Annotated in this window: 20 protein-coding genes; all 20 read left to right on the forward strand. The window is 65.2% G+C overall.

The features are described from left to right. The first annotated feature begins 16 nt into the window (after positions 1-16). The 20 genes from MLGJGCBP_RS32395 (at position 17) to MLGJGCBP_RS32490 (ending at position 20,510) form a co-directional block, all read left to right on the forward strand. Positions 17-1,387, forward strand: coding sequence for an MFS transporter (locus MLGJGCBP_RS32395; protein WP_160100748.1), 1,371 nt, complete (start codon positions 17-19; stop codon positions 1,385-1,387). Next, entirely contained in the window at positions 1,380-2,894 is a 1,515-nt protein-coding gene (locus MLGJGCBP_RS32400) for an aldehyde dehydrogenase (RefSeq protein WP_160100750.1), read from the forward strand. Before MLGJGCBP_RS32395 ends, MLGJGCBP_RS32400 begins: the two co-directional genes overlap by 8 nt. Further along, positions 2,891-3,382, forward strand: a complete 492-nt coding sequence (locus tag MLGJGCBP_RS32405; RefSeq protein ID WP_160100752.1) for a nuclear transport factor 2 family protein — start codon at positions 2,891-2,893, stop codon at positions 3,380-3,382. The genes MLGJGCBP_RS32400 and MLGJGCBP_RS32405 overlap by 4 nt, the downstream gene beginning before the upstream one ends. 192 nt (positions 3,383-3,574) lie before the next feature. Continuing rightward, positions 3,575-5,188, forward strand: a complete 1,614-nt coding sequence (locus MLGJGCBP_RS32410; protein ID WP_160100754.1) for a class I adenylate-forming enzyme family protein — start codon at positions 3,575-3,577, stop codon at positions 5,186-5,188. Between the two features lie 65 nt (positions 5,189-5,253). Next, complete coding sequence (locus MLGJGCBP_RS32415; protein ID WP_160100756.1) at positions 5,254-6,387, forward strand: CaiB/BaiF CoA transferase family protein; 1,134 nt, start codon at positions 5,254-5,256, stop codon at positions 6,385-6,387. Next, complete coding sequence (locus tag MLGJGCBP_RS32420; RefSeq protein ID WP_160100758.1) at positions 6,384-7,628, forward strand: acyl-CoA dehydrogenase family protein; 1,245 nt, start codon at positions 6,384-6,386, stop codon at positions 7,626-7,628. Before MLGJGCBP_RS32415 ends, MLGJGCBP_RS32420 begins: the two co-directional genes overlap by 4 nt. Then, a complete protein-coding gene (locus MLGJGCBP_RS32425; RefSeq protein WP_160100760.1) occupies positions 7,621-8,412 on the forward strand; it encodes an alpha/beta fold hydrolase in 792 nt (263 codons plus the stop codon). The genes MLGJGCBP_RS32420 and MLGJGCBP_RS32425 overlap by 8 nt, the downstream gene beginning before the upstream one ends. A gap of 51 nt (positions 8,413-8,463) precedes the next feature. Further along, positions 8,464-9,216, forward strand: a complete 753-nt coding sequence (locus tag MLGJGCBP_RS32430) for an SDR family NAD(P)-dependent oxidoreductase (protein ID WP_160100762.1) — start codon at positions 8,464-8,466, stop codon at positions 9,214-9,216. A gap of 22 nt (positions 9,217-9,238) precedes the next feature. Then, positions 9,239-10,072: an SDR family NAD(P)-dependent oxidoreductase gene (locus tag MLGJGCBP_RS32435; RefSeq protein WP_160100765.1), complete on the forward strand. Its 834-nt coding sequence runs from the start codon at positions 9,239-9,241 to the stop codon at positions 10,070-10,072. A gap of 53 nt (positions 10,073-10,125) precedes the next feature. Further along, positions 10,126-10,995, forward strand: coding sequence for an enoyl-CoA hydratase-related protein (locus tag MLGJGCBP_RS32440; protein WP_160100767.1), 870 nt, complete (start codon positions 10,126-10,128; stop codon positions 10,993-10,995). Between the two features lie 236 nt (positions 10,996-11,231). Further along, positions 11,232-11,960 carry a DUF5058 family protein gene (locus MLGJGCBP_RS32445; protein WP_160100769.1) on the forward strand — a complete coding sequence of 243 codons (729 nt, stop codon included), beginning with the start codon at positions 11,232-11,234 and terminating at the stop codon, positions 11,958-11,960. 25 nt (positions 11,961-11,985) lie between these two features. Continuing rightward, entirely contained in the window at positions 11,986-12,723 is a 738-nt protein-coding gene (locus MLGJGCBP_RS32450) for a hypothetical protein (protein WP_160100771.1), read from the forward strand. Positions 12,724-12,764: 41 nt separating this feature from the next. Further along, positions 12,765-13,988 carry an amidohydrolase gene (locus MLGJGCBP_RS32455; RefSeq protein WP_160100773.1) on the forward strand — a complete coding sequence of 408 codons (1,224 nt, stop codon included), beginning with the start codon at positions 12,765-12,767 and terminating at the stop codon, positions 13,986-13,988. Between the two features lie 193 nt (positions 13,989-14,181). Then, the gene (locus tag MLGJGCBP_RS32460) at positions 14,182-15,453 is read left to right on the forward strand and encodes an MFS transporter (protein WP_236581493.1); all 1,272 of its coding nucleotides are present in this window, start codon (positions 14,182-14,184) and stop codon (positions 15,451-15,453) included. Between the two features lie 35 nt (positions 15,454-15,488). Next, positions 15,489-15,785 carry a putative quinol monooxygenase gene (locus MLGJGCBP_RS32465; RefSeq protein ID WP_160100775.1) on the forward strand — a complete coding sequence of 99 codons (297 nt, stop codon included), beginning with the start codon at positions 15,489-15,491 and terminating at the stop codon, positions 15,783-15,785. Positions 15,786-15,815: 30 nt separating this feature from the next. Next, positions 15,816-16,703: a PaaX family transcriptional regulator gene (locus MLGJGCBP_RS32470; RefSeq protein ID WP_160100777.1), complete on the forward strand. Its 888-nt coding sequence runs from the start codon at positions 15,816-15,818 to the stop codon at positions 16,701-16,703. Between the two features lie 157 nt (positions 16,704-16,860). After that, positions 16,861-17,742 carry a hotdog domain-containing protein gene (locus MLGJGCBP_RS32475; protein WP_160100779.1) on the forward strand — a complete coding sequence of 294 codons (882 nt, stop codon included), beginning with the start codon at positions 16,861-16,863 and terminating at the stop codon, positions 17,740-17,742. Further along, positions 17,739-18,191 carry an acyl-CoA thioesterase gene (locus MLGJGCBP_RS32480; RefSeq protein WP_201453252.1) on the forward strand — a complete coding sequence of 151 codons (453 nt, stop codon included), beginning with the start codon at positions 17,739-17,741 and terminating at the stop codon, positions 18,189-18,191. The genes MLGJGCBP_RS32475 and MLGJGCBP_RS32480 overlap by 4 nt, the downstream gene beginning before the upstream one ends. Positions 18,192-18,261: 70 nt before the next feature. Further along, positions 18,262-19,041, forward strand: coding sequence for an IclR family transcriptional regulator (locus tag MLGJGCBP_RS32485; protein ID WP_160100781.1), 780 nt, complete (start codon positions 18,262-18,264; stop codon positions 19,039-19,041). A 221-nt stretch (positions 19,042-19,262) separates the two neighbouring features. Continuing rightward, positions 19,263-20,510, forward strand: a complete 1,248-nt coding sequence (locus tag MLGJGCBP_RS32490) for a cytochrome P450 (RefSeq protein ID WP_160100783.1) — start codon at positions 19,263-19,265, stop codon at positions 20,508-20,510. The last annotated feature ends 6 nt before the right edge of the window (positions 20,511-20,516 follow it).

Genomic DNA, 20,516 nt, shown 5'->3' on the forward strand with positions numbered 1-20,516 from the left:
AGAAACGGAGAAGCACGTGAGCGTTGAGACGACACCGGCAACGACAGATGCCAAACGAATCCGAGCGCGTGCGACGCGTGCGGGAGCGGTCGGCAATTTCATCGAGTTCTACGACTTCACCCTCTACGGGTTCTTTGCGATCATCATCTCGCAGCAGTTCTTTCCCGACTACAGCAGCCAGGCGGCACTCCTCGCAACATTCGGTGTATACGGTGGTGCCTTCGTCATGCGGCCGGTCGGCGCCATCGTCTTCGGCCATGTCGGGGATCGGTGGGGTCGCAAGCGGGCGCTGCTGATCGCCGTCGTGCTGATGAGTGCGTCGACCGCCGTGATCGGCCTCCTCCCGTCGTACGCAATGATCGGCGTCGCTGCACCGGCCCTGCTGCTCGCCTGCCGACTGACGCAGGCCTTCTCGGCCGGCGGCGAGCAGAGCGGAGCGTACGTCCTCGTCATCGAGCACTCACCCGTCGCCGAACGTGGCCGGAACGGATCATGGCTGGTCGTCTCGGTCATGGCCGGCGTCGCGAGCGGCGCGATCGTCGCCCTCGTCATGAACTTCGTGACGACGGCCGATCAAATGCAGTCGTGGGGGTGGCGGATCCCGTTCCTGATCGGCGCGCCACTCGGCGTCCTCGGCCTGGTCCTTCGGCTGAAGCTGCAGGAATCGGAGGCCTTCACCGCGGCGTCCGCGGAGGTCGCCAAGCAGGTCGGCCGACACGTTCCCCTCGTCCAGGCCTTTCGTACGGTCAAGAAGGAGATGCTGACGCTGTTCGCGTGGGTGGGACTGGTCTCGCTCGCCGGCTACATGCTGATCGGCTTCATGATCACCCTCATGGTCAAATTCGAGGGGTACTCGATGACCACCGCTCTGCTCGTCATGGTGCTCGGGTTCCTGATCGCCGCGCCCTTCGTGATGGTCCTGTGCCGGTGGTCGGACACCGTGACACGGAAGCGGTTCGCGATCACCCTCGCCGCCGGACTCGCGGTCTGGACTATTCCCGCCTTCGCCCTGATCGGCCACGGACCGGTATTCGCCACCATCGCAATAGCCGGGTACACGACGCTCCTGTACCCGATGAACCTCGCCGCGGGCTTCGCGGTCGTCGAACTGTTCCCCGTCGACGTCCGCGCATCGGCCAGCGCCCTGCCCTACCAAGTCGGTTTTGCCCTGTTCGGCGGTACCGCGTCCCTCATCGCCACCTGGCTGGTCACGAACTTCTCGGCCCTCGCACCCGCCTACTACGTGACGGCGGTCGCGGTCGTCGAAATATTTGTGGCGTGGTTCTGGCTCCCCAACGCGCGGGAGATGACGGTGGTCACCGAGTCCGACGCCGGAGTGCGGTCACTGCCCAAGACCTCCCCCGATCTCAGGAGTGACAATGCGTAGTACATCAGTGCCGATCGCACATCCCGACAGCTTGTTCGTCGACGGGAAATGGGTCCGCCCCGAAAGCGGCGGAGGCATCGACGTCATCGATCCGTCGACGGAGAAGGTCTACGTGCGCGTGGCGGATGCGACCGAGGCCGACATCGACCGTGCGGTCGCCGCGGCGCGGGCTGCCTTCGACGACGGTCCGTGGCCACGACTGACCCACGCCGAGCGGGCGGGATACCTGCGAGCGATGGGCGCCGCGTTACGTGCTCGGGTCGACGACATCGCGCAGATCTGGCCGAGCGAAATGGGCAGCACTCATGCGGTCGCCCACGCGTTCGCCGGCACCATCGGCGATGTCTACGACTACTACGCCGACCTCGCCGACACCTTCTCCTTCGAGGAGCGGTTCGACGATCCGCCGGGAGGTGGTCGTCTCGCGCTGCTGGTCCGGGAGCCGGTGGGTGTCGTGGGTGCGATCGTCCCGTGGAACGCCGCGATCAACATCATGGCGTACAAGATCGCACCCGCCCTGCTGGCCGGCTGCACGGTGGTCCTGAAGTCGTCGCCGGAGGCACCCGGCGCGGGGTACGTCATGGCCGAGATCGCCGAACAGATCGGATTGCCACCGGGCGTTCTCAACGTCGTGACCGCCGACCGCGGTCCCTCGGAGCGGCTGGTGCGTCACCCGGGCGTCGACAAGATCACGTTCACGGGTTCGCTGGCGGCCGGACGGCGAATCGCCGGGATCGCCGCCGACCGGATCGCGCGAATCACCCTGGAACTCGGCGGAAAGTCGGCCGCTGTCGTGCTCGACGACTACGACGTCGCGACCGCAGCCGCCGATATCGCCGCGTACGCCTGCTTCCTGACCGGTCAGGTCTGCTCGGCGTTGTCGAGAATCATCGTGACCCGTGGCCGGCACGACGAACTCGTCGACGCACTGGCCGCGGAGTTCGCGGGAGTGACCGTCGGTGACCCGTTCGATGCGGCCACCGGAATGGGACCGATCGCCACTCGGCGTCAGCTCGAGAAGGTGGAACGGTACGTCCACACCGGCGTCGCAGAAGGAGCGCGACTGGCGTTCGGCGGCGGTCGGCCCGCCGGTCTCACGCGGGGCTGGTTCTTCGAACCCACGGTCCTGGCGGAGGTGGACAACGCCGCGACGGTCGCCCGCGAGGAAATCTTCGGGCCCGTTCTCAGCGTCATCGCGGCCGACAACGAGGACCACGCGCTCGAGCTTGCCAACGACACGGATTTCGGCCTCAACAACTCGGTCTTCACGCACGACCCGGATCGGGCCTATGCCGTTGCGCGACGTCTTCGATCGGGCACGGTCGGGCACAACGTGTTTCGCAGCGACATGCGCATCGGCTTCGGAGGTTTCAAGCAGTCGGGAATCGGTCGCGAAGGCGGCGTCGACGGGCTGCGGCCCTTCCTGGAGAACAAGACCGTCGTCCTCGACGCGGTTCCGACGCACATTGCGACACTCGCCCCAGCTGACGACGGGAGTACCAGATGACCACGGTAGTGAACGGTGTGACCCTCGCATCGGAGCCCCTCACGCGAAACAATCGCGCGCGCAGCAATATCGACGTCGTCATCGAGTTCTTCTCGCTCTATCTCAGGGACAAGGAACGGTTCTACGCCCTGTGGGTCGACGATGAGCCCGAGGTACTGACGCCGTATGTGGCGAACGATGTGGCGACATGCCAGATCGGGTCGCACCGTGGATGGGCGGCGGTCAGGGCGTTCTGGGATCCGATTCACGACGATATGCAGGGACGCTTCGATTGGTACATTGACGGCGTCATCCCGGGTGAGGATCCGGACGTCGTCGTGGTGCGCTCGCACAGCGACGTCGATGTGCGGACTCGCGGAGTCTGGGGCGACAAGCACCTCAGCTACCAGGGGAGATACGTTCAGATCTTTCGCTTCGAGGACGGCAGGGTGAAGTCGTTCGAGGAGTACTACGACACCGCGCAACTGAACGCTGTCTACGGGGCGTAGGCGCCCGGAGCGCCTCGTCCGAAATGCCCGGCCGTGCATTGACAAGGAATGCCCGCCGCGGTAGTAATTGGTAGAACCATTTTAGAGCCCGTGCTCGGGTCACTGGACGTGACGCACTCGCATGGATGTGCGGCTCGCGTCGAATCCCCAAATCGGGCTTGCCAGGGCCCGGATCTTCGGAAGGAATCATCAATGAGTCTGGATACGGATCAGGCGACCAACGTCACGTGGAGCCGCGAGGTGGTCCGGGGCACGGTGCACGGCAGGCCGTCCCTGATGTACAAGGACAGGCCACGTCGTGTCCGCGACCTCCTCATCGAAGCGCGCCGCTGGGGTGACAGGGAACTACTTGTCCAGGGTGCACGGCGGCTGACCTTCCGAGACCACGAGCGCGCCGTCGCTGCGGTGGCGAACCGCCTGTCCGCATACGGAGTCGGCAAGGGCGATCGCGTGTTGCTGCTGGGCTTCAACAGTATCGAGTGGGTCGTGACGTTCTGGGCAATTCAGTCACTCGGAGCGGTTGCAGCCCTGGGTAATTCGTGGTGGAGCGACAACGAAGTGGATGCGCTCGTTCGCAAGAGCGAATCGAAGCTGGTCATTTCCGATCGCGAAATCCACTCCGCGCCGCGCATCGCCTTCACCGAGCTTCGCACCATCGTCGATGCCGGGGACCCGGCGGTACTCCCCGAGGTGCACGTCAGCGAGGAGGACCCGGCCGTCATCATGTTCAGCTCGGGAACGACCGGTGCCCCCAAGGGCATCCTCAAGTCCCAGCGCTCGATCATCGGAAACCTGCACAACCTGCTGGCCATGACGCGGCGACTCCCGAGCGAACTCACCGACGACCATCCCGGGACGACCAGTCTGCAGACGGTTCCCCTCTTCCATCTCGCGGGTGTCCAGGTGAGCTGCGGAACCCTCCTCCAGGGCGGAAAACTCGTACTGCTCGACGGTAAGTTCGACCCCGCCGATGTACTGCGCCTGATCGAGACCGAAAAGGTGAAGTCCTGGGGCAGCATCCCGACGATGGTGTCCCGGGTCCTCGACCATCCCGCCCTCGGCGATTACGACACCTCGACCCTCAGCTCGATCCCACTGGGAGGCTCGCCCGTCCCGGCCACGATGCGGTCGCGGATCGAAGAGGCGTTCCCCAACGTCAAGAAGCGGGTGGGGAGTCTCTACGGACTCACCGAGACGGGTGGGCTGCTCGCCGCGGGTGCCGGCGCGGAGATCGGCAGTCACGCCGGCCGGGTCGGAAAGGCCCTCCCGGTTGTCGAACTGCGTATCGCCGATCCCGACGAGAACGGCGTCGGCGAGATCCTCGGGCGCACACCCAACGTGCCCGAGGGATATCTCGGTGAGGGGCCGATCGAGGACACCGACGGGTGGATCCGCACGGGTGACCTGGGGCGGATAGACGACGAGGGCTACCTCTACGTCACCGGCCGTGTGAAAGAAGTGATCATCCGCGGCGGCGAGAACATCGCGTCCGCCAACATCGAGAACACCCTCCTGAAGCATCCGGCCGTGGCGGAGGCAGGCGTGCTCGGCCTACCGGACGACGACCTCGGCGAAATCGTCGGCGCAGTGGTCGTACCGCACGCCGACGCCGACCTGCCCACCATCGCGGCGCTCACGGAACACTGCAAGCAGCTACTTGCGCGTTACGAAATCCCGGAGCGGTGGTGGATCCGGCGCGAGCAGCTTCCGATGAGCGGAATCGGGAAGATGGCGAAACGCGATCTGGGACAGCAGTGGATCGATCTCGGCGCCGCCGACCTCGTCGACGAGCTCAGCGCAACCTGACTTCGGGCAACCCGTAATCACACCATGGCACCGCACACACCGGTGACGGAGGAAGAGAGGTCGAAGTGACCGGAACGCTGACGGGAGTGCGGGTCGTCGAAATGGGCGGCCAGGGCCCGGCACCGTTTTGCGCGATGCTGCTGGCGGACATGGGAGCGGACGTGATTCGCGTGGAACGCCCGACCTCCGATCCGGAGAAGACGCGGAAGCTGGACAGCTTCGGCCGCGGCAGGCGGTCGATCGTCGTGGATGTGAAAGAAGCCGCCGGTCGAGACCTCGTCCGGGAGCTCATCGACACCTCCGACGTGCTCATCGAGGGGAATCGCCCGGGGGTCATGGAACGACTCGGCCTCGGCCCCGACGACTGCCTGTCGACGAACCCCGGTCTCGTCTACGGCCGGATGACCGGGTGGGGGCAGAACGGTCCGCTGGCACAGGTGGCCGGGCACGACATCAACTACATCGCGGTCGCCGGCGCATTGGAGCCGATCGGGCGGTCCGGCGACGCGCCGGTCCCACCCCTGGCCCTCGTCGGAGATTTCGGTGGTGGCGGGATGCTGCTCGCAGTGGGTATCTGTGGCGCACTCGTCGAGCGCTCGGCGTCCGGCCGCGGGCAGGTCGTGGACGCCGCCTGCGTCGACGGCGCTTCGCTGCTGATGACCGTCGTGCACCACCTTCGGTCGGTGGGGCGGTGGGCGGATGACCGGGGCACGAACCTCTTCGACAGCGGCGCACCGTTCTACGAGGTCTACGAAACCCGCGACGGCGGATACGTATCCGTCGGCGCGGTGGAACCGAAGTTCTATGAGCAGTTGGTCGACGTTCTGCGGCTCGACCGGGACCAGATGTTCCCGCAATTCGATCGCAGCCAGTGGCAGAACCGCAAGAAGCTGCTCGCGGCGGCGTTCGCCGAACGCACCCGGGACGACTGGTGTGCGGTGATGGCAGAGGCAGAAGCATGCTTCGCGCCGGTGCTGTCGCCGGGCGAGGCCGCGACGCACCCCCATCACCGGGAACGCGATGCATTCGTCGACGTCGACGGATTCCTCGAACCCGCACCGGCACCGCGCTTCGGCCGGACGCCGTCACACGCTCATCCGCGCCCGAAACCCGGGCAGGACACCGACAGCATCTTGTCCGAGCTCGGCTGGGCCAAGGACAGAATTTCAACACTTCGAACAGCAGGGGTGATCGGATGACCATCGAAGCAGTCGCACAGAGCACAACGGCCACTCTCTCGCCGGCGGAGTTCGAACGCGAGGTCCTCGCGTTCCTGGAACGCAACGCACAGAGACGCGGTGGTGCGCGCGAGAAACTGAAATGGGGCGTCGGCGAAGACACGGGCGTGGACCTGTGGGAAGAGCCGGATTCGAAGGAAGAGCGGGCTCGACTCGCCGAGGCCCGGGACTGGCGCCGCACTCGGTTCGATGCGGGATTCGGTTGGCTGGACGGGCCGACGGAGTTCGGGGGCCGTGGTCTCCCGTCCAAGTATTCACGGCTGTACCGCCGGCTCGAACGCCAATTCGGCGTACCCGCCGACAACTACTTCAAACTCGATCATGTCGTCGGCCCCGTCATCTTGAAGTACGCGAACGACGCCACGAAGCGGGAGGTGCCCCGCGCTCTGCACCGCGGAGACCTGATGGCGTGCGAACTCTTCAGTGAACCCGAGGCCGGATCAGATCTGTTCTCCGCGCGCACCAAGGCGACCCGAGACGATACCGGCTGGCGGATCAGCGGGCAGAAGGTGTGGACCTCGGATGCACACCTCGCCGATGTCGGAGTGGTGTTCTGCCGTACCGGAACCGAGGCCGGAAAGTCCGGGTTCTCCGCTTTTCTCATCGATATGCACCAACCCGGGGTCAAGGTACTTCCCCTGAAGCAGATGACGGGCGGGGCTGCGTTCAACGAGGTCTATTTCGACGACGCTCATGTTCCGGCCTCGGGCCTGCTCGGCGAGATCGGCCAGGGATGGGACATCGTCCGCGAGATCCTCGCGCGCGAGCGCGCCGGAATCGGCGGCGGAATGGGGAAATCGGGCTCCGGCATCGCTAACGGCGAGCGGCTGGTCGAAATGGTTCGCGGTGTGGGCGTTTCGGAAGACCCCCTCGTCCGACAGGACCTCGTCAAAGCCATGACCGGCTTCTGGGCGGCCCGGCAACTCGGCGCCCAGGGGACGGACATGGTCGCCGCCCCGTTCCTGCGCAGTGATCCCGCCCCACTGGTGAGCAAGCTCGCGCTCAGCATCAATCTCCGCAGAGTCGCGGATTTCGTGAGCAACGTACTCGGTCCCAAGCTCGCCGCCGATACCGGCGAATGGGGCACCTTCTCGTGGAACTCCTTCGTCCTGGGAGAGCCCGGTGTGCACATCTTCGCCGGCACCGATGAGATCGTCCGGAATTCGATCGCGGAGAAGTCCCTGGGGATGCCCCGTGACTGATACCGCGCGGTGCCGGCCACCCCTGTACAACGCGACGCGGCCGAACGCCCACACGGTTCCCACATCGGCTCGCGTCGTCATCGTGCACGGATCGATGGACTCGTCGGCGAGCTTCGCGCGCGTCGAGGATCGGCTGCCGGACATGAATGTCACGCGATACGACCGGCGCGGATATGGACGGTCGAGGCACCCGGGCGACGACGCCCTCGATGTCGCCGGGCATGTCGAGGATCTTGTCTCCGTGCTGGGCGACGACCCCGCGGTCGTGCTGGGGCACAGCTTCGGTGGCGTCATCGCGCTCGCTGCGGCCGCGACGGCACCGGATCTGGTGCGCGGTGTCGTGGCCTACGAAGCACCCATGCCGTGGGCGCCGTGGTGGCCGGAAGTCCCGCTGCCGGAGAGTCTCGATTGCGATCGTGGGGAACTCGACCGGGCTGCACAGACATTCATGCGCAGGGCTATGGGCACGGAGCGATGGGACGAACTCCCGTCGGACAAGAAGGGGCCGTTTCTCGCCAGCGCACCGGTCTGGGCAACCGAACTGTGGTCAGCCGTTCACGGCATCCCCGCGCCGTACGACCCGGCGCGGATACGTGTTCCGGTCGTATCGGCCTACGGCACGGCGACAGACCCACGGCACACGCGTGCCGCCCGTGTCCTGGCCGCGGAAGTCTCCGGCGCGAAACTCGTGCAGATCGACGGCGCCGACCACGTGGTGCATCGACGCCGACCCGACGCACTGGCGGATCTCATCCGGCAACTCGATGCCGAATGTGCAGCCTGAAACACATCCGAACCCGCGCGACAAGCTACAGCTGAGGAAAGAAGAAACGCGATGCAACTGCGAAACAAGCGCATCATCGTCACCGGCGCCGCACAGGGTGTCGGTGAGTCCACGGCGCGAGCCCTGGCGCGAGAAGGCGCCAGCGTCGTGGCGATGGACGTCGACGAGGATCGTGTCCGCGCGACGGCACACTCGATTGCCGCAGAAACCGGTGGAGACACGACTTTTCAGGTTGTGGACGTCTCCGATCGCGGCCAGGTCTTCGACGCCGTCGCCGCGGCGGCGGATCGACTCGGTGGATTGGACGTGCTGGTCAACGTTGCCGGTGTGCAACGAGCCAAGCCTGCGGAAGAACTCGCGCCGGAAGACTTCGACTTTCTCCTGAACGTCAATGTGCGCGGCACCTTCTACACCAACCAGGCCGCTTTCACGGCAATGAAGGCCTCCGGTGGGGGACACATCATCAATTTCGGTTCCGATGCCGGTATGACTGCGATCCGCCAACTCGGCGGGTACGCGGCGACCAAGGGTGCGGTACATGCGTGGACCCGCACCATCGCCCTGGAGTTCGCCCAGCACGGGGTCCGCGCGAACATCGTCGTTCCGGCGATGAAGACCGCCATGACTCGCGCCGGAGCGAAGGAGGGACGTGCGGGCGTCTACGCCAAGGTTCCGCTGGGCGGCGATCTCGGAGATCCCGATCGCGACCTGGCCCCCGTCATGGTGTTCCTCGCCGGCGACGGATCCCGCTTCATGACCGGCCAGACGATCTGTGTGAACGGAGGAATCGGCATGGCGAGATAGCGCTTCCCACAAGGACACACCATTGCTGATTTCGCACGACGAACAGGAGAAGAAGAAAATGGGCATTCTCGATGGGAAGGTAGCCCTGGTAACGGGCGCCAGCCGAGGTATCGGAGCCGCCATCGCCGAGGAATTCGCGCGGGAAGGCGCCTCGGTGATCGTGACCGCGCGTTCGAGTTCCGAGCAACCGGGCAAGCTCCCCGGAACACTGGAGGAGACCGCCGACGCCATCCACGCGGCGGGTGGTGACTCGTTGTCGATCGTCGCAGACTTGACGAATCCGGAAGACCGGGAGCGCATCATGCGCGACAGCGTGCGCCGATTCGGCAAGGTGGACATCCTGGTCAACAACGCCGCCGTCACGTTCTTCCAGCCCGGCGCCGACCTCGCGCTGCGCCGACTCCAGTTGATGTTCGACATCCAGGTTCAGGCCCCCATGCACCTGAGTCAACTCGCACTCCCCGGTATGCGCGAGAGAGGTGAGGGCTGGATGCTCAACATCACCTCGAGCGAGTCACGCCATCCCGAGGTTCCCCCGTCGCGATTCAACGCCAAGGGAACAACTACCGGCTACGGGATGGTCAAGGCCGCCCTCGAGAGGATGACGACGGGCTTCGCCGCCGAGAATCTCCAGCACGGCATCACCGTCAACGCCCTGCGGCCGTCCAGGTTGGTGGCGACGCCCGGACCGGTGTTCCACGGCGTCCTCCAGGCGGACGACCCCGAAGCCGAGAGCCCCGATGTGATGGCCCGGGCCGCCGTCATCCTCTGTTCGGCGAGCCCGCACCGCATCACGGGCGAAATCGTCGAATCCGAGCACGTCCTGGAGCAGTGGCAGCCCGAATCTCTCGACTAGTCGAGGCCCGGCTCCTCGAACAACCTCCCGCACAAGGCAAGAGAAGGCAAACGATGGAACTCAAAGTCACGAAATACGAGATCGACGACCACGGGATCGCAACAGTGTGGTTCCACCGTCCCGGACGCGGCAACTCCTGGACGAACCTCATGAATACCGAGTACCGCTGGATCATGGACACTCTCGACAACGACCCCAAGGTGCGAGTCGTCGTGCTGACCGGCAGCGGCAACCAGTTCTGCGTCGGAGCAGACACCAAGGCCCTCAACTTCTACACCACGAGCACGGACGACTACGCGGATACCGTCGACGCGAGCGCGGCCGCGCAACCGGGGACCGGGGTGAACCCGGAGTTCGAGACCGACGTCATCTGGCAGTGGGGCCTGCGCGTACCGGTGATTGCCGCCATCAACGGTGCATGCGCCGGAATCGCAGCGGCCATCGCCAGCTTCTGCGACCTCAGGTTCGCCGCCGAAGGAATCAAATTCACGACGTCGACGCCTCGTCTCGGTCTTCCCGCGGAGTACGGCCTGTCCTGGATCCTTCCGCGCATCGTCGGCCTCACACACGCCGCTGACATTCTGTACACCGGACGAATCGTCTACTCGGAAGAACTCGACAAGATGGGCTTCCTCAACGGGTTGTTCCCGCGCGAAAACTTCATGGACGAGGTCTACAAGGTGGCCCGGATGGTTGCGACCCAGGTTTCTCCCGCCTCGGTCACCTCCGCGAAGCGGCAGATGTACGCGGACCTTCTGCACCTCGCACCCCGACAGTCGATCGACGGCTCGAAGGATCTCATCGGTCACTTCATGCGTCAGGGCGATTTCAAAGAAGGCATCGCCGCCTACAACGAGGGGCGACCGCCGCGGTTCGGCGACCCTGTGTTCGGCGAAAAGGTCGCTGCTTCGGGAGTTTCGTGACTGTATCGCCGCAGGAGAACGGCAAAATGCTACGAAGATATTACGCATCGCAATGTGAATGTTGACCTTTTCACTTCCCGGGCCTACTGTGACTCAGGTAACCAGCGCCTCGAGCGACTTCGGCGACGGCCTCGAGGCCGCCGCCCACCGGTTCCTCTCGTGACTGCCTGTCGGTGGCCGCGATCCCGCTTCGGACTGCCGGCCCAGCCCAGTCCTCCACTTTCCCTGGGAGATCCATGAACATTGCGAGTGGGGCATCCACGAACATCATGGCCGTCGCCAATTCGCCTGTGCTCTGGGTGGCGGTGGCCGGTATCTTCGCCATCATCGTCGTGCAGTCGGCGATCTACATCACCGCGGTCCGCAAGGTCGCACCGGTCGCGGGCATGTCCCCGGAAGACATGAAAGTCTCGTTCCGCTCCGGCGCGGTGTCGGCGATCGGGCCGTCGTTCGCGGTGTGTCTGGTGGCGATCGCCCTGATCGCGCTGTTCGGCACCCCGGCGGTGCTGGCGCGTATCGGCCTGATCGGCTCGGCCGCGTACGACGTGTCGGCGGCCAGTATCGCCGCCGACTCGGTGGGTGCGAAACTCGGCGCCGACAGCTACACCCAGAACGTGTTCGTCGTCGCGTTCTTCGCGATGAGCATCGGTGGGGTGATGTGGATGCTGTCCGCGCTGATCCTGACCCCGCTGCTCAAGCGTGGGGACGCGAAGATCCGGACGGTGAATCCGGCGTTGATGGCGGTGGTGCCGTCGGCGGCGCTGATCGGGGCGTTCGCCTCGCTCGGCTTTCAGGAACTGACCAAGTCCAGCCACCACATCGTGGCGTTCGCCGCCGCCGCGGCCGCGATGGGCCTGTGCCTGTTCGCCGCCCAGCGGTTCGGGAAGGGCTGGCTCCGTGAATGGGGACTGGGCATTTCGATCCTCGTCGCCCTCACCGTCACCTACCTCACCACCACGTCCTGACATGAGCACTGCGAAAGGTTCCCCGATGACCACAGGTGAAGCGGTGGCGGTGTCCACCGGAGAAGTCGAACTCGCCGAGTTCGACAAAACGACATCCCGGTGGGGGCGCATCACGATGAGCCTGGGGTTGCTCCTGTCGATCGGCGCACCCCTGTACCTGGTCTTCTTCGGCGGCGTCGACGTCACCGCGGGCCAGTTGTGGACGGCGTTCGCCGCGGTCGCCGGAACATTCTTCATCATCTGGCTGGTCGAGCCCCTGACCTACTTCCCGATCCTCGGTCCGGCCGCGATGTATCAGGCGTTCATGATCGGCAACATCGCCAACAAGCTGCTGCCGGCGGCGCTCATCGCGCAGACGAACATCGGGGCCAAACCGGGTACCAAGCGGGCCGAACTCGCGGCGGTCCTGGCGATCTGCGGTGCCGCGATGGTGCACTTGCTGTCCCTGGCGGTGTTCGTCGGGCTGCTCGGCACCTGGCTGATCACGGTGATTCCCGCCGACATCGTGGCCGTCACCCGTTCCTACATCCTGCCCTCCGTGCTGGGTGCGGTCCTGGTGCAGGCGATCGTGTCGATGAAGCAGCCGCGGGCCACCGTGATCGCGTTGCTGGTGGCCGCGATCATCACGTTCGTCGTGGTCCCGGCGATGCCGAGCCTGGCGCTGTCGTCCACCGCGATCGCGGTGATCGTCACCGCGGTCCTGGCCTGGTTCCTGCGGAACAAGAGCGACCGGGGTCCGGTCGCGCTCGCGACCATCGAGTAGACATCCATTTGCTACCGACATTTGATGCGAAAGTAGGTTCCATGACCGACATGCCGATCGCCCTCACCGACGAACTGCGGACGAAGATGCACGAGCTGTACCGGTATCTGCACGCCAATCCGGAACTGTCGATGCAGGAACACCAGACCGCGGAGCTGATCCAGAGTTCGCTCGTCGCCCTGGGCATCGACACCTTCGTCTGCGGCGGCACCGGAGTGGTGGGTGTGCTGACCAACGGCGTCGGCCCGACCGTCGCGTTCCGCGCCGACTCGGACGGGCTGCCGATCGCCGAGGACACCGGCGTCGACTACGCCAGCGCCGCGACAGGGCATCTCGACGACGGCACCGAGGTGCCGGTGATGCACGGCTGCGGCCACGACACGCACGTCGCCACCCTGCTCACCGTCGCCGAACTGCTCGCCGGGGCGCGGGAGGCGTGGGCGGGCACGATCGTGTTCCTCTTCCAGCCGGGTGAGGAAACCGCTGCCGGGGCGAAGGCGATGGTCGAGGACGGTCTGTGGGAGCGGGCACCGAAGCCGGAGATCGTGTTCGGGCAGCACGTCGGGCCGATGCTGGCCGGCACCGTGCACGTCACCAGTGGCGACGCGATGGCGATGGCCGACTCGTTGAAGGTCACCGTCTACGGTCAGGGCTCGCACGGATCCCAGCCGCAGAACTCGATCGACCCGATCATTCAGGGCGTCAACATGATCAACCGCATCCAGACGATCGTCTCGCGGGAGGTTCCCCCGCTGAAGCCGGCGGTCGTGACGGTCGCGACGTTCCATGCGGGGCTGAAGGAGAACATCATCGCCGACCGGGCGGAGTTCACGATCAACGTGCGCACCCTCGACCCGGAGGTGCGCGAGCAGGTCAATGCCGCGCTGCGCCGCATCATCTACGCCGAGGCCGACGCGTCCGGTGCGCCGAAGCCGCTGATCGAGGAGCTGTACACGTTCCCGCGGAACTACAACGACCCCGACGCCGCCGCCGCGCTCGTCGCCGAACTGCGGAAGGTGCTCGGCGAGGACAACGTCCTGCCGTCGTCGCCGATCATGGGGTCGGAGGACTTCGGTCTGCTCGCCGAGGCGATCGGGGTGCCGTCGGTCTACTGGATGTTCGGTGGCCACAGCGCGGAGACCTTGTCGAGTGGAAAGCCGGTGCCGGTGAATCATTCACCGTTCTTCGCCCCCGTCCCGGAGCCCACCCTGTCCACCGGTGTCCGGGCGGCGATGACGGCGATCCTGTCAAAGGTTGGGATCTAGGCCCTCCGGGCCCGTGCGCCTTTCTGGTTGTTCCCGCTACCGGAAAGGCGCACGAGCGGCGGAGCCGTGCCCACGACATGCTACGAATAATTTGCGTATCGCAACCGCTCTGTTGACCATTTCACTTCCCGGGCCTACTGTGACTTACGCAACCAGCGGAGTCCGGTTCGACAGTCCCGAAAGGATCAGCGCCGTGAAGAGTGATATCTCCCTCGACATGACCGAACGATTGGCCGTAGCTTCACCAGCGATCTCGCGGTATCGGTGGGTCGTCCTCGGTCTGTGCTGGCTGGCCCTGGTCCTGACGTCCGTCGACCGTTCGACGTGGGGGCCCGCCTCGGTGTTCGTCGGCGAGGACCTCGGAGTGCCACTGGCAAGCCTCGGATCTTTCGCAACGGCGTACTACATCGGGTATGTCCTGTCGAACGCCGGCAACGGCTTTCTCAGTGACCGGCTGGGTGGGCGGACGATCGTCACCACGTCCCTGGTCGGCGCCGGAATTTTCATGATGATCTTCGGGTCGACTACCTCGGCAACCGTCGGCATCGCGGTACAAGCGGTCGTCGGATTGTTCGCCGGCGCCGACTACGCGGCCGGCGTCAAACTCATCACCAGCTGGTTCCGCCCCGACGAGCTCGGGAAGGCAATGGGCATCTTCCTGTCCGCGACGTCGATCGGCGTCGTGGTAGCGAACTCGACCGTCCCCATGCTGATCGAACACTTCGCCTGGACAACGTCCTACCACCTCTTCGGCGCCCTCTCCGTCGTCGCCGGTGCAGTGTGCTGGTTCCTGCTCCGATCCGGCCCCGTGGATGTACGTGCCGCCGCAACCGATTCCGGGTCCACCCGCGCCGTGATCATGACGATCCTGCGCAACCGCAATCTCATGCTCGTCGCAGTCGCCGGTTTCGGCGGATGCTGGGGAACCTACGGATTCATCACCTGGTCGAACACCCTGATGATCAAGGGCCACTCGGTGACTCCCTCGACCGCGGGTTTCATTGTGGCACTCTTCGCCGCGCTCGGTGTCTTCGGCAAACCCCTCATCGGCATCGTCTCCGACCGTTTCAACGGTGCCCGGCGGGTTCCCGCCATGATCGTCCTCGGATGCTTCGCCATCACACTGCTCGTCTTCGGAATGCTCAGTACACCAGTCGGATTCCTGCTCGCCGCACCCTTCCTCGGGCTGTCCGCGTACTGCTACCTGCCCTTGCTCGTGGCACTGATCCCGCGACTCGTCTCCAGCCACGTCGTCGGCTCGTCAGCGGGTGTCACCAACGCATTCTGGAACATCGGCAGCGTGCTCGTCCCCATCACGGTGGGCGCCGTGTTCGCAGCATCGGGTAAATCGTTTCTGGCAGCGTTCGCGACACTCGCGGCCGGGCCTGTCGTGGCAATGGTCGCGTTGTACTTCGTCGACGAACGACCGAGCTCGGTGTCCGTCGTCGTCGACGCCAAGAGCTGACCGAGCACCCGTGTAGCGAGAAGGGAATCGACCACATGACCTACGTCGTCACCGTGAAATGGACTGCCAAGCCTGGTGAGGCCTCCGCTGTCGCCGCTGCGATCGACAAATTGATTCCGCCGACTCGCGCCGAGGAGGGGGTAATCCTGTATCAAGCACACCGAGACCCCCACGACGACCATAAGTTCTTCTTCTACGAGCAGTACGTCGACGAGGACGCGTTCCGCCGCCACGTCGAGTCCGAGCATGCGAAGACTTTCGGCGTGAACGACGCCCTGCCGCGCTTGGCGGAACGTGAGTTCACGACCTATCGAACGTGGGAGGACGGGTAGGTCGAGGGCTCCACGTGAGAAGGTGGGAGCATGACCGAAGCCGATGTCCAGTATCCGCAATCGAATGCGGCAGACCTCGAGGTCGCCGCGGGTGCTGGCGCCTTCGGCATCGGATCGGCCAGTGCGAGGTCCGCTCTCCTCACCATTCTCGGTGAGTTCGTCCGTCCCCGTGGGCAGGCGGTCTGGACGTCGGCGTTACTGCGGGCGCTCGCGGAAATCGGCGTGGAGCAGAAGGCGGCGCGCCAGGCGATCTCCCGGATGGCGCAGGAGGGCCTGCTCGTGTCCGAGCGTTCGGGCCGGCGGGTGCGGTGGTCGCTGACCGAGGAGGGCGCCACCTTGCTTCGAGACGGCGCCGACAGAATCTACGGGTTTCTCCGTGCACACCGGGAATGGGACGAGCGCTGGCTGGTCGTCACGGTCGCCGTTCCGGAGGCTCAGCGCAGTTTGCGGCATCGCCTGCGGACGCAGCTCACGTGGCTCGGAATGGGATCGCCGTCGCCGGGTCTCTGGGTAATCCCCGACGCGGGCAAGGAAGACGCCGTCCTGGCTGTCCTCGACGAACTGGGATTGCGGGCCAAGGCGTTTGCCTGGGTCGGCACGTGGGTTCCGGTCGATGATGTCCGGACTCTCATTTCTGCGGCGTGGGATCTCGACGAGCTGGCGGAGAAGTACCGTCACTTCACCGATTGGACCACGGGGATGGCACCGCTGACGTCGGCCGAGACCTTCGTCGCGCAGGTGGAGCTGGTGCACGAGTGGCGTCGCTTCCCATTTCTGGACCCGGACCTGCCTGCGTCGCTCCTGCCCTCCGATTGGCCTGCGGTGCGCGCGGTGGACGCGTTCGACGCGAGCCACGAGCGTTGGCACGACACCGCGCAGGCCCAGTGGGACGTGTGGGCCGAGCAGGAGGGCGGCTGATTCGCGCGCTCTGCGAGTAACGCGCTCGGCACTCAAGAAAAGTCTACAGAAGATTTGACTATCGCCAGAAATATGTTGACTATTGAGGTGCGCTCTGGAGAGCGCGTCGTGTGGCGGGTCGAACCTGTCGAGTCTCAGCTTCTGAAAGGAGCCGGAAGTGGCACCGTTGTCCGTGAGCGCACCTGATTTCGAAATCGGTCGACACCGCGCTCGCCACCCGGCCGAGGTACTCACCGGTTGCCGTGTGACGGCCCGCGGCGACGACTGGGCCACGGCCGCGATGGTCCTTCCCCGCTTCGCTACGGGACCGGACGTTCCGCTCGGCTGGTTGGGTGTGGCGGCCGACTCCGCGGCAGCCCAATCGCTCGGCCGCCTGTTCGCGCAGGGGCTCGACGTGCGCACGGTCGACCTGCGCCTCGACGCCGTCGGCCCGGTGCCCTCGCCCGGAACCGTGGTGACCGCGCGAGGCGATCTGATCTCGTCGAATCACCGAACCGGGTTGAGCCGTATCCGGATTCACGGGCCCGGCGACGCCGACATCGCGGTGGGAACCGCACGCTTCCTCGTCGTCCCCGGATCGCCACCCTCGCCGCCCTCGACCCCGACGTCGACGGTCTCGGAATCCGCTACCGGTGGTGTCCCGCTGCTCCCGTCCCTCGACGAGATCTTCGGCATCACGGACACGGCCCGGAACGAAAATTCCTCGGTGCTGACCGCCGAACTCGACCCGGCGCTGTGCAACAGGCACGGGGTAGTGCACGGCGGACTGCACGTCAGTCTGATCGACCACGCGATGCGCGCGCTGGTCGGTCATTCCGGAACCCACGGAGACCCGGGGGCTCCGGAGCTACTCGACCTCACGCTGGCGTACCAGCGTCCTCTTGCGCCACAAGTCGACGGCACGGTTCTGCTGTGTGCCACGGTCGAACGCCGGGGCCGGCGGATCACCACGGTGAATGCAATTCTGCAGACCTCGACGGGCCGGGTCCTGACCTCGGCGCAAGGTACCTTTCTGTCCGCTACCGAGGATCGCCCATGACCTACGACACCGATACGAGGTTCCCGCCACGATCGGCGACGATGTCCGCTCTGGTGGAGTGGTCCGACACCGATGCGGCGGGGCATCACCACAATTCATCGATCCTGCGGTGGGTGGAAGCGTGCGAGGTGCGGTTGTACCGCCAGTTGGGTCTGCTGGAGCATTTTCCGAGCATGCCCAGAGTCCAGCAAGTGGTGAACTACACGTCGAAGCTCTGGTTCGGCCAGGAGGTCACCACCACGGTCCGCATACAGGCGGTCGGGCGAACCTCGATCACCTTCGAATTCGACGTCTACGGAGAAGAATTCGACGGCGCGACCCGTGTCCGTGCCGCGCACGGCGCGTTCACCTCCGTGCATGTTCTCCCCACCGACACCCGTGCGACGCCCTGGCCGGACGATATTCTGAAGCTGGTGGATCCACATCGGGTCGCGCCTGCCGCCGTCTGACCAACACCGGTCGAAGCCGAAGGGACACGCACTAGACTGCACGTGTATCGGTCGGAGAGGTGTTGCGATCATGCCGGACAGCGGTGGAGACTCGGTGATCGGACGTGTGGTGCGTTTGCTCAGTGCATTCGACCGCAATTCGCGCTCACTACCGCTCACGACGCTCGCGAATCGTGCCGACCTTCCCCTCACGACAACACACCGGTTGGTGAACGAGCTGGTCAAACACGGTTTACTCGAACGCGCTCCCGACAAGGAGATCAGCATCGGGTTGCGGCTGTGGGAAATTTCCGCGCGCGGCTCGCACACGATGACGTTGCGTGAGGCGGCGCTGCCGTTCATGGAGGACCTCCAGACGATCCTGCGTCAGCACGTCAGTCTGGCGGTCTTGGACGCCGGATCGGTGTTGTTTCTCGAACGCCTGGCGAGTCCGGACTCGACGCTCGATGCCGGCCGGATGGCCGAACGGTATCCCCTACATGGATGTTCGACGGGACTTGTGCTGCTGGCATTTTCGTCACCGGAGTACCAGGCCAAGGTTCTGTCCGGGCCACTGGACAAGCTCACCGACCGCACCGTCACCGACCCGGTCCTGCTCCGCCGGATCCTGGCCGAGGTGCGCCAGCAACGCTTCTTCTACGCGGCAGGGTTCGGAATCGAGCGGTGGTCCGGCATTGCCGTGCCCATCATGGGCGAGCACGGCGCGGTGATCGCAGCGCTGACCGTAATCTACGCACGGGGCGAGGAGAACGTGTTGACGGCAATCCCCGCCATGCAGACTGTCGCCACCAGTATCGCGCGCGCCGTTGCCGGCACCCCGGTTGCACGCGTCGGTAACCGCAGCTCATAACACATTTTTGCACAAATTCTTCCGCCTACCGGAAGTGCTATTTGTGGCGTGCTTCACTCCTGGGAGCCTTGATGCAGCAGAGCACAGAAGCCGGAGCGAGAACAGGATCCTCTCTCTCCCGACGGCCACCTCGGCCGAGTGCTCACACCCAGACCGGACGACGGGCGCTCTCTTCGATCGATGCCCCCGTGTCCAACACCAGCTTCCACGAAAGGACGCCGATGTCTACCGTCACCGAGTCCACCGCGATCTCGCCCCCCTACTCTCACGAGTTGGAGTGGCCGACAGACCTTCCTGCGTTCAAGGTGATCGACGAGGACGGCAGTCAAGGTGTTCCGTATGCGCACTACGCGTGGATGCGGGAGCATGCCCCGGTGCTCCGCGCGCAGACACCCGGCGAGGACGTCTGGTTCGTCAGCCGGTACCAGGACGTGCGCAAAGCTCTGCGCGCACCCAAGGTCTTCTCCTCCCAGGTGACCGAACCGGTGCCGCTGACGTTCCTGACCCTGTTCGATGCGCCCAACCACACCCGCCTCCGGCAGGTGGTCGCACGCGCCTTCACCCCCAAATCGGTGGCGATGGTCGAAGACCGCGTCCGCGAGAATGCCGCCCGGTACCTCGACGAGATGATCGCGGCCGGCGGCGGCGAGGTGGCGACGTCGTACTCGATGCCGCTGAGCATGTCGACCATCAGTGCCATTCTCGACGTTCCGGCTGCGGACATCGACAAGATGAAGTTCTGGTCGGACGAGATGTTCACGTACTTCGCACGCGTCGCGCGGAATGCGCCGGGATCGGGCGAGGACGAGAAGAACACCCTGGAGTTCTTCGACTATCTCCAGGAGAACCTCGAGCGTCTCTACCGCGAGGACAGCGAGGCGGTCGGCGGTCACATCGCGCGGATGTGGAAGGAAGGGCTGCTCTCCGACAAGGAGGCCCGCGAACTGTGCGGGTTCATGTTCGTCGCAGGCCACGACACCACCACACTGTTGATGACGATGGCGTTCCAGGAATTCGCACACCATCCGGATCTCCTGGGGCGGATCCGGACCAACCCGGACGAGGCCGAGAAATTCGTCGAGGAACTTGCCCGTTTCCGCGGTTCGGTTCACCGCACCGTGCGACGCACCAAGGACGACGTCGAGATCGCCGGAACCGTCATTCCGAAGGGTGCGGTCGTTCGGCTGCTCATCGCATCGGCCAACCGCGACGAAACGAAGTTCCCCGGCGCGCACGAGTTCGACATGGACCGGGACACCGAAGGGCACTTCGGGTTCGGATACGGCATCCACAGCTGCATCGGTTCGCCCCTCGCTCGCCTCGAGCTGCGGGTGACGACCAAACTCCTGTCCTCTCGGCTCGAGTCGATCACGATCGATCCCGACCACGCGATCGAGTACATGCACGGCAACAACCTCACTGTCGGACCCGAGCGCATGCACGTCCTGCTGCATGCCAAGGGTGCCTGACCGGAC

The organism is Rhodococcus sp. T7 (assembly GCF_009872365.1).
Lineage (GTDB): Bacteria > Actinomycetota > Actinomycetes > Mycobacteriales > Mycobacteriaceae > Rhodococcus_F.

What these genes read in the sequence shown, in the direction of transcription:
- MLGJGCBP_RS32400 (WP_160100750.1), top strand. Translation starts at nt 1,380, where the DNA reads ATGCGTAGTACATCAGTGCCGATCGCACATCCCGACAGCTTGTTCGTC.
- MLGJGCBP_RS32405 (WP_160100752.1), top strand. Translation starts at nt 2,891, where the DNA reads ATGACCACGGTAGTGAACGGTGTGACCCTCGCATCGGAGCCCCTCACG.
- MLGJGCBP_RS32410 (WP_160100754.1), top strand. Translation starts at nt 3,575, where the DNA reads ATGAGTCTGGATACGGATCAGGCGACCAACGTCACGTGGAGCCGCGAG.
- MLGJGCBP_RS32420 (WP_160100758.1), top strand. Translation starts at nt 6,384, where the DNA reads ATGACCATCGAAGCAGTCGCACAGAGCACAACGGCCACTCTCTCGCCG.
- MLGJGCBP_RS32430 (WP_160100762.1), top strand. Translation starts at nt 8,464, where the DNA reads ATGCAACTGCGAAACAAGCGCATCATCGTCACCGGCGCCGCACAGGGT.
- MLGJGCBP_RS32440 (WP_160100767.1), top strand. Translation starts at nt 10,126, where the DNA reads ATGGAACTCAAAGTCACGAAATACGAGATCGACGACCACGGGATCGCA.
- MLGJGCBP_RS32445 (WP_160100769.1), top strand. Translation starts at nt 11,232, where the DNA reads ATGAACATTGCGAGTGGGGCATCCACGAACATCATGGCCGTCGCCAAT.
- MLGJGCBP_RS32450 (WP_160100771.1), top strand. Translation starts at nt 11,986, where the DNA reads ATGACCACAGGTGAAGCGGTGGCGGTGTCCACCGGAGAAGTCGAACTC.
- MLGJGCBP_RS32455 (WP_160100773.1), top strand. Translation starts at nt 12,765, where the DNA reads ATGACCGACATGCCGATCGCCCTCACCGACGAACTGCGGACGAAGATG.
- MLGJGCBP_RS32465 (WP_160100775.1), top strand. Translation starts at nt 15,489, where the DNA reads ATGACCTACGTCGTCACCGTGAAATGGACTGCCAAGCCTGGTGAGGCC.
- MLGJGCBP_RS32470 (WP_160100777.1), top strand. Translation starts at nt 15,816, where the DNA reads ATGACCGAAGCCGATGTCCAGTATCCGCAATCGAATGCGGCAGACCTC.
- MLGJGCBP_RS32480 (WP_201453252.1), top strand. Translation starts at nt 17,739, where the DNA reads ATGACCTACGACACCGATACGAGGTTCCCGCCACGATCGGCGACGATG.
- MLGJGCBP_RS32485 (WP_160100781.1), top strand. Translation starts at nt 18,262, where the DNA reads ATGCCGGACAGCGGTGGAGACTCGGTGATCGGACGTGTGGTGCGTTTG.
- MLGJGCBP_RS32490 (WP_160100783.1), top strand. Translation starts at nt 19,263, where the DNA reads ATGTCTACCGTCACCGAGTCCACCGCGATCTCGCCCCCCTACTCTCAC.